The sequence below is a fragment of the Arthrobacter sp. ok909 genome (genome assembly GCF_900104405.1).
GTDB classification, from domain to species: domain Bacteria; phylum Actinomycetota; class Actinomycetes; order Actinomycetales; family Micrococcaceae; genus Arthrobacter; species Arthrobacter humicola.
On sequence record NZ_FNJS01000004.1, the window covers coordinates 91,971 to 104,885 of the forward strand.

8 protein-coding genes and 1 pseudogene are annotated in these 12,915 nt (G+C 70.5%); 8 read left to right on the top strand and 1 reads right to left on the bottom strand.

Annotated features, from left to right (window positions below):
• Positions 1–146 precede the first annotated feature (146 nt).
• The 6 genes from BLR03_RS05000 (at position 147) to ppsA (ending at position 9,324) form a co-directional block, all read left to right on the top strand.
• Positions 147–1,274, top strand: coding sequence for an acyl-CoA dehydrogenase family protein (locus BLR03_RS05000; protein WP_091250270.1), 1,128 nt, complete (start codon positions 147–149; stop codon positions 1,272–1,274).
• Complete coding sequence (locus BLR03_RS05005; RefSeq protein ID WP_091250274.1) at positions 1,268–2,758, top strand: bifunctional PIG-L family deacetylase/class I SAM-dependent methyltransferase; 1,491 nt, start codon at positions 1,268–1,270, stop codon at positions 2,756–2,758. Before BLR03_RS05000 ends, BLR03_RS05005 begins: the two co-directional genes overlap by 7 nt.
• 5 nt (positions 2,759–2,763) lie before the next feature.
• Positions 2,764–3,558 carry a glycosyltransferase family 2 protein gene (locus tag BLR03_RS05010; protein WP_091250602.1) on the top strand — a complete coding sequence of 265 codons (795 nt, stop codon included), beginning with the start codon at positions 2,764–2,766 and terminating at the stop codon, positions 3,556–3,558.
• A gap of 74 nt (positions 3,559–3,632) precedes the next feature.
• Positions 3,633–3,851 carry a three-helix bundle dimerization domain-containing protein gene (locus tag BLR03_RS05015; RefSeq protein WP_091250604.1) on the top strand — a complete coding sequence of 73 codons (219 nt, stop codon included), beginning with the start codon at positions 3,633–3,635 and terminating at the stop codon, positions 3,849–3,851.
• Between the two features lie 252 nt (positions 3,852–4,103).
• Positions 4,104–6,833, top strand: coding sequence for a cation-translocating P-type ATPase (locus BLR03_RS05020; protein WP_091250276.1), 2,730 nt, complete (start codon positions 4,104–4,106; stop codon positions 6,831–6,833).
• Positions 6,834–6,891: 58 nt separating this feature from the next.
• A complete protein-coding gene (gene ppsA / locus BLR03_RS05025) occupies positions 6,892–9,324 on the top strand; it encodes a phosphoenolpyruvate synthase (RefSeq protein WP_091250278.1) in 2,433 nt (810 codons plus the stop codon).
• Here the strand turns inward: ppsA and BLR03_RS05030 are convergent.
• Entirely contained in the window at positions 9,313–11,247 is a 1,935-nt protein-coding gene (locus BLR03_RS05030; protein WP_091250280.1) for a heavy metal translocating P-type ATPase, read from the bottom strand. The two genes, ppsA and BLR03_RS05030, sit on opposite strands and share 12 nt — an antisense overlap.
• Before the next feature lie 59 nt (positions 11,248–11,306).
• Here BLR03_RS05030 and BLR03_RS05035 point away from each other — a divergent pair.
• Together BLR03_RS05035 and BLR03_RS05040 are read left to right on the top strand one after the other, a co-directional pair.
• Positions 11,307–11,858 (top strand): annotated as a pseudogene (locus BLR03_RS05035) (NAD-dependent dehydratase); the annotation flags it as partial.
• Positions 11,859–11,934: 76 nt separating this feature from the next.
• Positions 11,935–12,894, top strand: coding sequence for a polysaccharide deacetylase family protein (locus tag BLR03_RS05040; RefSeq protein ID WP_368086936.1), 960 nt, complete (start codon positions 11,935–11,937; stop codon positions 12,892–12,894).
• Positions 12,895–12,915: the final 21 nt, after the last annotated feature.

Genomic DNA, 12,915 nt, shown 5'->3' on the forward strand with positions numbered 1-12,915 from the left:
GCGGGCCGCCGCTGACGCGAAGGACTGGAAATACGCAGTCCGGACGTTAGCCTCCCACAATCGCACAGCCCGAAGGAAAACAGGCAGCCGAAATGAACGGGACCCCGACCTCCCACCAACCCCTCCCTGCCAGGACCAGTCCTGTCATGATCAGCCATGCCAGGATCAGCCATGCCACGACCGGCCCCGCCACGTTCAGCCCGGTAAGGATCAGTTCCGCTGACCCGGACCTGAACGCGATCGGCCCTTTGCTGGCCGGTGCGGAGGCCGCCGTCGGCGATGTCCCCGCCCTGCTGGACCTGGCCAAAGCAGCAGCGGAGACGGCGCCAAAGCCAGGGGAGGGCCGGACCGCGTTCCTGTGGGAGATTCTGGCCTCCGTGACCGCCGTCGACGTCGCCGCAGGCCGGGTCCTGGAACCGCACCTGGACGCCGCCGCGATTCTCGGGCAGGCAGCGGACGTGGCCGCGGGGGAGGGGCGGGACTGCCCGGACTTCAACGGGATCGGCTTTGAGGGCGCCTGGGGCGTGTTCGCGGCCGAGGCCCCGGGACTCCGGCTGGAGGCAATCGAGGCCGAAGGATGCTTCCGGCTCCACGGCTCCAAGCCCTGGTGCTCGCTGGCCGCGCAACTCGACCACGCGGTGCTGACCGCTCACGTCGAGGGCGGCGGCCGTGCAGCGTTCGCCGTCGACCTCCACGCCGAGGGTGTGAGCTTCGCCGATCCTGAATGGACCAGCCGGGGCCTGCGGGAAATCCCGAGCGGCACGGTGCACTTCGATGGTGTCCCGGCCGTGCCGCTGGGAGGAACCGGCTGGTACTACCAGCGCCCCGGCTTCGCCTGGGGCGGCATAGGCGTGGCCGCCTGCTGGCTGGGTGGCGCCGTCGCGGTGGCCCGCAGCTTCACCGCATCCCTGCGGAAAGCTGCCGACGGCGGACGGGAACCGGACCAGATTGCCCTGGCGCACCTTGGCGAGATTGACCGGACCCTGGCCGCCCTGACCGGGTACCTCGCGCAGACCGCCGCCCGGATCGACGCGCGGGAACTCTCCGACGCCGGCGCATGGCGCGAGGCCCTGCGGGTGCGGGGAACCGCGGCCGCCGCCGTCGAACGCATCCAGATGCTCGTGAGCCAGAATCTGGGGCCGGCCCCGCTCGCCTTCGATGAGAGCTACGGAAAACGGATGGCGGATCTGGCCCTGTACATCCGCCAGCACCACGCCATGCGCGACGACGCGCAGCTGGGCGCTCTCTCACTGAGCGGAAACGACCCATGGTGAGCTTCACCCATGACGACCCCGGGACCAGCGAGGCAGTATGGGCCACCAGCGGTGCGGCGGAGCTGCCGGAGCTGCCACTGGATCATGAGGAGCTCGCCGGCCGGGCGTTCATTGTCCTGGCCGCCCACCCTGACGACGAAACGCTCGGAGCCGGCGGGCTGCTGGCCCGGCTGCGCGCCGTCGGCGCCACCGTCCGGGTGCTGTTGTGCACGGCAGGGGAGGGCTCGCACCCCGGTTCGCCGACGACGACTCCGGAGCAGCTGGCAGCGGTCCGGCTGCAGGAGTTTGGCGGTGCCATGACACAGCTGCTTGGCGACCGGGAATGGCAGTGCCTGGGCCTGCCCGACGGCAAACTCGCCGACCACCGGGAGCAGATCCGCGCCGCAGTCCGCGAGGCGGTCAGCGAGGTGTCAGCCGCGTGCGGGGCCGCCGCCGGCGACGTGGTTCTTGTAGCGCCCTACCGCTCGGACGGCCACACCGACCACGACGTCCTCGGATCCGCAGCCGCCGACTTCACCGCCGCGGAGGGCTGCGCTCTTCTCGAATACCCCATCTGGTACTGGTTGTGGGCCGCACCAGACGCTCCCGTCTCCACCGGCGACCCGGCTGATCCCGCATTCTCCGCTGGCCCCGCCGGCGCGGCGTGGCGCGGCTGGTTCCGGCTGACGCTGACCCCGGCCGAACAACAGGCCAAGGCCGCCGCCATGGCGGCGCACAGATCCCAGGTCCAGCCGCTTTCCGGGCTGCCGGGCGATGAGGTGCTTCTGCCGGCGGCTTTCCTGGCGCACTTTGAGCGGCCCTGGGAGACGTTCGCCTGGCACCCGGCGAGTGCCCCGTCCGACGGCGGTGCCCCGCACCCCTACGCCGCGCGCGACGCGGAGCGACTCTTCGATGCCGTCCACGCCCGGGAGGCGGATCCCTGGCAGTACACCTCGAGCTGGTACGAGCACCGCAAGCGTGCCCTGACGCTTGCCGCGCTGCCCGCGAGCAGCTACGCGGCCGGGTTGGAGATCGGCTGCTCGATTGGAACGCTGAGCGTGGAGCTCGCGCCGCGGTGCGGAAGTTTCCTGGCCGTTGACGCCAGCAGCGCCGCCCTGAACCACGCCGCCCGGCGGCTCGCCCACCTGCCCGCGGCACAGACGCGCCACCTGACGGTCCCTGACGAGTGGCCCGACGGATCGTTTGACCTGGTCGTGGTCTCAGAGGTGGGGTACTACCTCTCGCCGGCAGAGCTCGGCGCGCTGCTCGACCGGATCCGGGACGCGCTCCGGCCCGGTGGGACCCTGGTGCTGTGCCACTGGCGGCACCCCGTTTCCGGCTGGGAACTGGACGGCGACTCAGTCCACGCCGCAGCCCGAAGTCAGCTGGGCTGGGCCGGCGGCGGGGTCTACCGGGAACGCGACTTTGTCCTCGAGGTGCTTCTTGCGCCGGACGCCGCGCCGGACGCCGTGCCGGACCGCGGCGCCCGTGAACGGGGGCGGTGACCGGGATGGCAGCACTGGCGTTGCCGCTGGCGCGCGGGCACGGCATCGAACGGGTTGCCGTCGTCATGCCCGCGCACAACGAGGAAGAGCATCTGGAGGACGCGCTGCGGGCCCTGCAGCGGTCCGCGGACGCCCTGCACAGGGTTCGGCCCGACGTCGACGTCCGATTGACGGTGGTGCTGGACAGCTGCACGGACGGCTCCGCCGCCACCGTGGCCGGTTTTGTTGGCGCAGACCGGCGCATCGGTGCCCTGGAGGTCAGCTACCGCAGTGCCGGTGCCAGCCGGGCCGCAGGCGTCCGGGCGTCGGGCATCGGAGTGCCCCGGCGACGGCCACCGGGGCGGCGCTGGACGCCGCCGGCTTGGGCCGGCCGGACCTGGCTGGCCAACACCGACGCCGATTCCAGGGTCCCGGAGAACTGGCTGGTCCGCCAGCTTGAGTTCGCCGAGGCAGGCGCCGATGCCGTGTTGGGGTCTGTGGAGCCGGACCCGGCCGGAATGGACCCTGAGTTGCTCCGGCGGTGGCGGGAACGCCACCCCTTCCACGAGGACCATCCCCACATTTATGGTGCGAATTTCGGCGTCCGGGCGTCCGCCTATCTGGCCGCCGGAGGGTTCGCGCGGATCACGTCCGAAGAGGACCGGGCCCTCGTCCACGGCCTTCGCAGCCGCGCTTTCACGGTCACGGCGACGGACAGCAACCGGGTGGTGACCTCCGGCCGGACCCACGCCCGGGCACCGCACGGCTTTGGCACCTACCTGCGGAGTCTGGACCGGGAACCGCCGCCACCAGCCGGCTGACGAGTCACCGACACCGGGACTCATTGACACCGGGACTCATTGACGCCGTGACCGGGCCCCTCCACACTGATAACGTGACGGACGCTGCGAAAGAACCCAGCATCGACCAGGTTGTTGACCGCCTGGTGACCCGCTTTCCGCACGTTCCGCGGTTGCACATCGTCTGGATTGTCGGCGAGGAATTCGAGGCCCTGGACGAAGGCCGGATCCGGACGTTCATCCCCACCCTGGTTGAACGGGGTGCCCGCGTGCGGATCCAGAGAGAATTCGGATTGAGCACCGCCAGCGACTAACGAAGCTGTCGCGGGGCAAGCCGGGCCCTGGCAGCCTCGAGTTCGCCGGATACCTGTCACATCGCCGCAAAGTTCCGGCGAGCCCGCACCATTCCGGCGATTTCGACGGCGGCGGCGCGGTGGGACCCGCCCGCGCCGCGGACGGCGGACCTTTGGCCCTTACCGGCCCGGGCAACCGGCACGATGCTCGATCCATGAGGTACCTGATCAGGGCCGGCGGCCGGCGGTGTCCGTGAGGGGCGGAGCGCGGGCGTGAACCCCGGTGCGGGGCAGGACTCGCTGTCAGCCGTAGCCGGCCTCAGCGCTGACGAGGCCGCCCGGCGGCTGCAGCAATTCGGCGCCAACAAGCTGCCCGAGCCCCGCTCGGTTCCCGGCTGGCGGAGGCTTCTGGCCGAGCTGACCCACTTCTTCGCGATCATGCTCTGGGTGGCGGCCGTCTTCGCATTCATTGCCGGCATGCCGCAACTGGGGATCGCCATCATCGTGGTGATCGTGGTCAACGGGGTGTTCGCCTACATCCAGCAGGAGCGGGCCCAGCACGCCGCCGCCAAGCTCCGCGAACTGCTCCCCGCCATGGTGTCGGTGCGCCGGGACCGTCGCGTCATCAAGGTCCACGCCACCGAACTCGTTCCCGACGACGTCGTGGTGCTGGTGGCCGGCGACCGCGTCCCCGCGGACCTCCGGCTGGCCCTTGCCACCAGCTGCGAGGTGGACGAATCGATGCTGACGGGCGAAAGCGAGGCCGTGGTCAAGTCCCCGGGCGACACCGCTTTCGGCGGGACGTTCCTGGTCAACGGGCAGGCCGAAGGCGTGGTCCTGGTGACGGGAGGCCAGACCAGGCTCGCGGAAATCGCGGCCCTGACGGGCAACGTCGAAGCCCCGACCAGCCCGCTGGCGCTGGAACTGCAAAGAATCGTCCGCATTACCGCCTCCATGGCCTTGGGCATCGGTGCCTTGTTCTTCGTCATCTCGCTCCTTGTCGGCATTTCCTGGCGCGATGCCTTCCTGTTCGCCATCGGGGTGGCCGTCGCGCTCGTTCCCGAAGGCCTGCTTCCCACGGTCACGCTCTCCCTGGCTGTCGGCGCGCAGCGCATGGCCAAGCGCAACGCCCTGGTGCGCAACCTGCAAGCGGTGGAGACCCTCGGCTCCACCACGTTCATCTGTACCGACAAGACGGGCACCCTGACACAGAACAGGATGAACGTCGTCGAGGTCTGGACCCCGGCCGGGCTGCTGATCATCGACGGCCAGGGCTACGGCCCCGAAGCCGATATCACCGGCACCGGCGCGGAGGACGCCCGTCAGCTCAGCGTCGCGGCGCGCGCCGCCTCGGTGGGGCGGGCCGTCCTCCACGAGGACCGGTGGATAGCGGAGGGCGACCCGATGGAGGCCGCGATCGACGCGCTCGCCGCCCGCCTCGCGGCCGTCCCGGCCGCCGGGGCCGCTGACCGGGGCGAACACAGGGAGCAGCCGACGCCGTCGCGCCGGTTCGCGTTCGACCCCCGCCGGCTGCGGGAATCGGCAATCGTCGGCACCACCCTCTACGTGAAGGGTGCCCCGGAATCGGTGATCCCGCTGTGCGCGGGAGACGGCACGTGGGCCCCATCCGGAGCGGGGGCTTCTGGCGCGCGCCGGGCGCTGGGCATGGTCGACGAGATGGCCGCGCGCGGCCTGCGGGTGCTCGCCGTCGCCCAGCGCAGCCTGCCCGGGCCGCCCGGCGCCACGTTCCGGCTGGAAGACGCGGAGGCCGGGCTGACGCTGATGGGCCTGCTGGGCCTGCACGATCCTCCCCGGACCGAGGTGAAGGTGGCCCTCCAGGCCGCCCGCGACGCCGGCATCAAAGTGGCCATGGTGACCGGCGACCACGCCTTCACCGCCACCGCCATCGCCCGGGAGACCGGGCTGCTCGGCGCCACGGAAACCGTGCTGCAGGGACCGGACCTGCCCGAGGACGACGCCGTCCTGGCGGCCCTGCTGGACCGTGACGGAGTGGTGGTCAGCCGGGTGACGCCGGAACAGAAACTCCGGGTGGCGCGCCTGTTGCAGGGCCGCGGGCACGTCCTGGCCATGACCGGCGACGGCGTCAACGACGGCCCGGCGCTGCAGCAGGCCGACATCGGGGTCGCCATGGGCCTGAGCGGCACCGACGTCGCCCGCGAGGCCGCCGACCTTGTGCTGCTCGATGACGACTTCGCCACCATCATTGCCGCGGTGGAGCAGGGCCGGGCCACCTACGCGAACATCCGGCGCTTCCTGACCTACCACCTGACCGACAACGTCGCCGAGCTCACCCCCTTCGTCATCTGGGCCTTGTCCGGCGGCCACTTCCCGCTGGCGCTGGGCGTGCTGCAGATCCTTGCCCTGGACATCGGCACTGACCTGCTGCCCGCCCTGGCCCTGGGCAGCGAGGCGCCCAGCAAGGGAACGCTGAAGCGGCCGCCCGAGCGCCGGCACCTGATGGACCAGGCCCTCATGTTCCGGGTGTTCGGGCTGCTGGGACCGGTGGAGGCAGTGATGGAGATGACCGCGTACACGGTGGTTCTGCTCGGCGCGGGGTGGCGGCCCGGCACGGAACTGCCGGCCATGGACGTGCTCATGGCGGCCTCCGGTGCGGCCTTCACAACGGTCGTCCTGGCCCAGTTGGCGAACGCCTTCGCCTGCCGCAGCGCCACCGTCCCGCCCTGGCGGCTGGGCTGGTTCACCAACAGGCTGTTGCTGTGGGCCGTGCTCGCTGAGCTGGGTTTGCTGTGCGTGTTCCTGTTCCTCGGGCCGGTGGCGGCGCTGCTGGGCCATGCGCCGCCGACGCCTGGAGGGCTGGCGGTGGCTCTGGCAGCGGTCCCCGCCGTCCTGATCGCCGACTGGCTGTACAAGATCGTCCGCCACCGCCGGGCCGGTTCACCCGCCGGCGGCCCCGGAACGGCTAACCCCGGAACCGGCGGCCCCGGCACGGCCGGGGGCGGCACGCGGGTCCAAAGCCCCTGACCCCGGGACGCAGGTCCCGCGCAGTATGGGTCCATCGACAACGCACAGGAGTGCTGACATGGCTGATTCCCCCGTGATGTGGTTTGACGAGATCGGCATGGGCGACGTCGCGCGGGTCGGCGGCAAGAACGCCTCCCTTGGCGAGCTCATCCGGAACCTCCAGAGCGAGGGCGTCCGGGTCCCCGACGGATTTGCCACCACGGCCGCAGCGTACCGCACCTTCATTGCGGCCAACGGGATCGACGCCGCCATGCGGTCGCGCATCGCGGCCTACCGGTCCGGGGACGCCACGCTGCGCGCCACCGGCGAGGCCATCCGGGAGCTGTTCCTGGCCAGCGAGTTCCCCGAGGACATCGCCGAATCCATCCGCACCCACTACCGGACCCTGGGACAGCGCGCCGGCCTGGACCGGCTCTCGGTCGCTGTCCGCAGCAGCGCGACCGCCGAAGACCTCCCGGACGCGAGCTTCGCCGGACAGCAGGAGACCTTCCTGAACATTGCGGGGGAGCACGAACTGCTCGACGCCTGCCGCCGCTGCTACGCCTCCCTCTTCACGGACCGTGCCATCAGTTACCGGGAAGTCAAGGGCTTTGACCACCTGGATGTCGCCCTCTCGATCGGCATCCAGCGGATGGTGCGTTCCGACGTCGGGGCCTCCGGGGTGATGTTCTCCATCGATACCGATTCGGGCTTTCCCCGCGCCGCCGTCATCAGCGCGGCTTGGGGCCTGGGCGAAACCGTGGTCCAGGGCACCATCAACCCGGACAAGTATGTGGTCTTCAAGCCGCTCCTCTCAGGCTCCGCCGCCGCGCAGGGCGTCACCCCGATCATCGAGAAATCCCTCGGCTCCAAGGCCCGGAAAATGGTCTACGGCCGCGGCGGGAGCGCCCGCACCCGGATGATGGACACCTCGGCGGCCGAGCGCCGGTCCTTCGTGCTCGGCGACGCCGAGATCCTCGCCCTCGCCCGCTGGGCCGTCAGCGTCGAAGACCACTACGGCCGGCCCATGGACATGGAATGGGCCCGCGACGGCGAGACCGACGAACTCTTCATGGTCCAGGCCCGCCCCGAGACCGTCCAGTCGCTCCGGACCGGGCCCCACTTCACCATCCACCATCTGCTGGAGCAGGGGACGGTGCTGGCCACCGGTGCCGCGATCGGCGATTCGATCGCGCACGGCACGGCCTGCGTCATCCGGACCGCGGCGGACATTGCGACATTCCGCGACGGCGCCATCCTCGTGACCGAAATGACCGACCCCGACTGGGTGCCCATCATGAAGCGGGCGGCCGGGATCGTCACGGACCACGGCGGCCCCACAAGCCACGCGGCGATCGTGAGCCGCGAGCTGGGCGTGCCCGCTGTCGTCGGAACCGTCAATGCCACGGCCGTCCTGGCCGAAGGTAGGCCCGTGACGATATCCTGCGCCGAGGGCGATATGGGCCGGGTCTACGACGGCACCCTGGCCTTCGAAACAGAAGACGTGGACCTCGGCGCGCTGCCCGAAACCCGCACCGCCGTCATGGTCAACATCGCTAGCCCGGCTGCGGCCTTCCAGTGGTGGCGGCTGCCGGCCGACGGCGTCGGGCTCGCCCGGATGGAATTCATCATCAGCAGCCTGATCCGCGTGCATCCCATGGCCCTGGTCCATCCGGAACGGGTCACCGACCCCGCCGAGGCGCAGCAGATCAGGGAGCTGGCGCAGGGGTACGCGGACCCGACCGAATACTTCGTCGACGCCCTGTCGCTGGGCATCGCCAAGATCGCCGCGCCGTACTACCCGCGCCCGGTGATTGTCCGGCTCAGCGACTTCAAGACCAACGAATACGCCCACCTGCTGGGCGGGGCCGCCTTTGAGGAGCCGGAAGAGAACCCGATGCTTGGCTTCCGCGGTGCCTCGCGCTATTACGACGCCCGTTACCGCGAGGGGTTCGCGCTCGAATGCGCCGCGCTTAAGCGGGTCCGCGAGAAAATCGGGTTCACCAACGTGATCGTCATGGTGCCGTTTTGCCGGACGCCGCAGGAGGCGGACAAGGTCCTTGCCGTGATGGCCGAGCACGGTCTGGTCCGCGGCAGCAACGGGCTGCAGGTCTACATGATGTGCGAAATCCCGTCCAACGTGGTCCTGGCCGAGAAATTCGCCACCCGCTTTGACGGGTTCTCGATCGGCTCCAACGACCTCACGCAGCTGGTCCTGGGCGTGGACCGCGATTCCGGCCAGCTCGCGGCGCTCTTCGATGAGCGGGACGAGGCGGTGATGGCCATGATCAGCGAGGCCATCCGCAAGGCCCACGCCGGCGGCATCAAGATCGGCATCTGCGGGCAGGGGCCCAGCAACCACCCGGAGTTCGCGGCGTTCCTGGTGCGCGAAGGGATCGACTCGATCTCCCTGAACCCGGACAGCTATCTCAGGACCGTGCCGCGGATCGCGGAGGCGGAGAAGACGGCGCCAGCCGGGGCAGCCTCAGCAACGACAGCCTCAGCCCGGTAGCGGTGCCCGCCGCGCGCCTTCCTCGGCCCGCGCCGTGCTGACAGTGCCGTGGCGTCCCGGCCCGAGGGACCGCAAGGCGTTGAGGATCGTGGCGAGGTCCACGAGCTCCTGCGTCAGGGCCCCTGCGATGGCCGGCACGTACCCCGCGGCCGCGGCCACCATAAGGGCCACGCTCAGCCCGATGCCGATCCAGATGCTCTGCAGGGCCACTTGCACGGTGCGTTGTCCGATCCGGACGGCCGACGCCACCTTGGAGAGGTCATCGAGGATGATCACGACGTCGGCCGACTCGCCGGCCGCCGTCGAACCGCGGGCGCCCATGGCGATTCCGACGTCGGCGACCGCCAGGACGGGGGCGTCATTGACGCCGTCGCCGACCATCATGACCGGACGGTCCGGCAGCGACCTGACGGCCTCGACCTTGTCCGGCGGGAGGCACTCCGCGCGGACGTCGGTGAGCCCGGCCTCGTCCGCGATGTGCCGGGCAGTGGCGAGCGCATCCCCGGTCAGCATGACCGTCCGATCCACGCCGAGGGCCTTGAGCTCGCTGAGCGTGCGGCGGGTCTCTTTGCGGATGGGATCGCTCATCACGAGGGAGCCCACGAATTCGCCGCCGGTACCGACGTAGATGGCGAGTTCACCGCTGGCCAGGTCCGTCTCCGCTACGCCGGAGGCCCACTCTGCCACGAACGCGGGCTTGCCCACCACGACGTCCTGGCCGTCAAACCGGGCCCGCACCCCGTGCGTGGCGAATTCCGTGGCCTCGGTGGCAGCGGCAAAGGGCAGCCCCCGGGAACGGGCTGCGTCCATCACCGAGGCAGCGAGGACATGGGAGGAGTACTGTTCGGCGGACGCCGCCAACCCCAGGACCTCATCTTCCGAGAGGGTCCCGGCGGTCCGAACGGCCACCAATGCGGGGCGGCCGTAGGTCAGGGTTCCCGTCTTGTCGAACGCGACAGTCTTGATCCGGCTCAGCTGTTCAAGCACTCCGGCGTACTTGACGATGACGCCGGAGCGCGCGGCGCGGCTCATGCCGCCCAGGAACGCCACGGGAGCGGCGATCAGCAGCGGGCACGGCGTGGCCACCACGAGGACCTCGGCGAAGCGTGCCGGGCTGCCGCTGGCGATCCAGCCCACGGCACCGAGCGCGTACGCCAGGGCCGTGAACGGCACGGCATAGCGGTCGGCCAGCCGGACCATGGGCGCTTTGCTTTCCGCCGCCTCCTTCACGAGGGCGACGATCCGGCTGTATTGCGAATCCTCCATACGCGCCGTGACGCGCATCCGGACTGCGGCCTCACCGTTCAACGAGCCGCTCATGAGGCCTTCCCCGGCGGACCGCTCCACCGGCAGGCTTTCCCCCGTGAGCGACGATTCATCGAACGTCCCGGAATCCGAGAGCAGGACGCCGTCCAGCGGGACCACCTCACCGGGCCTGACGAGCAGGATGTCGCCGATTTCGACGTCGGTGGCCGCCACGTCCTCATGCTGGCCGTCTGTGTTGGTTCCGGCAGTGTTGGTTCCGTCTGTGTGGGTTCCGGCGGCGGAGGTGCCGTTGCGCTCCCGGTGGGCCGTCTGCGGGACGCGTTCCAGCAGCGCCGTCAGTTCGCCCTTGGCCCGGCCCGCAGCGTAGTCCTCAAGGGCCGTGCCGCCGGCGAGCATGAGAACGATGATCATCGAGGCGATGTACTCACCCACGAGGACGGTGGCGACGATTGCGGTGACGGCCAGGATGTCGATGCCCCACTGGCCGCCTGCGAGCCGGCGCACCATACCGATGGCGAGGTAGGCAGCCACGGCCAGGGCATAGATGCTCGCGGCGGCCTGGGCGATGCCCTCCTGGCCGGCGGCCAGGAGGGCCACCACCGCCAGCAGGACAAGCAGGGTCCCCGCTACGAGCGGATACCGGAGAACGATTTTCACGGAGTTTCTGCCTTCGACGGCGTGTCCTGAACTACTTGAATCCTACTGCGCCGCAGCCGGCAGTCGGGAACGCCATGAACATGGGACTCACCCTCGCCGTCCAGGCATCCATCTGCAGGGAACTGGGACAGCCTTTCATCTTCCCGGGCTCCGAGACGCAGTGGAACAGCCTCACGGACATGACCGACAGCGGGCTGCTGGCGGACCACATGATCTGGGCGGCCACAGCGGACAACGTCAGCGACGAGGCCTACAACATCGTCAACGGCGACGTCTTCCGCTGGCGGCGCATGTGGCCCGCGCTGGCCGCCTACTTCGGCGTCGAGCCAGTGGGCTACGCGGACGAACCCCGCCCCCTGGAGCAGCAAATGCGCGGCGTGGAAGGCGTGTGGGCAGGCATCGCCGCCCGCCACGGGCTGGCGGAACCCGACCTCGCACGGGTCGCCTCCTGGTGGCACACGGACGGTGACCTGGGCCGGAACCTCGAAGTGGTCACGGATATGAGCAAGAGCCGTCTTGCCGGCTTCACCGGGTACCGCCGAACGGAAGACGCCTTCCTCCGGCTGTTCGACCGGTATCGGGCGGACGGCTTGATTCCGGCAATGTCCTAGGGGACGCCACGGAGGCGGGGGCCTTTAAGCACTAGACCGGCGGTGACCCGTGAGGCCACAGTGAATCATGGGGTCCATGAGTGCCGGCAGCCGGCGCCGGTGGTTGATGATCGGGGCCGTCGTGGCTGCGGCGGTGTTGCTGCTCGGCGCCGCGGTCCTGCTGCTGCAAGGGGCGCCGACGGCGTCACCGCCCCAATCCGCGACCGTCCTCCCGCCAGCGTCCGCCCCCGCAACTTCCTCCGGGATCCCTAACCCCGCCTCCCCGTCCCCTGAACCGACCGCGGCACCGCCGGGCACCATCGGGCCGGTTCCGGCCGTTCCCGCCCCGCCGGCCCCTAAACCGACCCCTCCCGCCCCGGCGCCGACCGTTCCTGCTCCGCTGCCGCCCGCGGCGCCGTTCCCCGCCGCGCTCGCCGGACGCGACGTCGAGACCATTCCGGGCGCGGGCCGGGTGGTCGCGCTGACGTTCGACGCCGGCGCCAACGCGGCCGGACTTCCCAGCATCCTGCAGAGCCTCGCCGCCGCGGGCGTGCGGGCCACTTTCTTCCTCACCGGCAGCTGGGCTGCAGCGAACCCCGGAGGCGTGACGGCGATCGTCGCCGGAGGGCACCGGGTGGGCAACCATTCCATGACCCATCCGGCATTCACCGGACTGCCGGACGCCGGCATCGCGGACCAGGTCACATCGGCCGAGCGTGCCATCCGGGCCGCCGGCGCGGACACGCGGCCGCTCTTCCGGTTTCCCTTCGGCGACCGCGACGCCAGGACCATCGCCATCGTCAACAACCTCGGCTACCTTCCGGTGCGCTGGAGTGTCGACACCCTGGGCTGGAAAGGCACCAGCGGCGGGGTGACGGCGCAACTCGTGGCTGACCGGGTCCTGGCGGCCCTGCAGCCGGGGGAAATTGTCCTGATGCACATCGGTTCCAACCCCGACGACGGCACCACCCTGGACGCCGCTGCCCTGCCCCGGCTGATCAGCCGCATCCGCCAGGCCGGCTATGGCTTCACCACCCTCGACGCACTCTTGGGCTAAGGGCGGATCCGGGCCGAACGC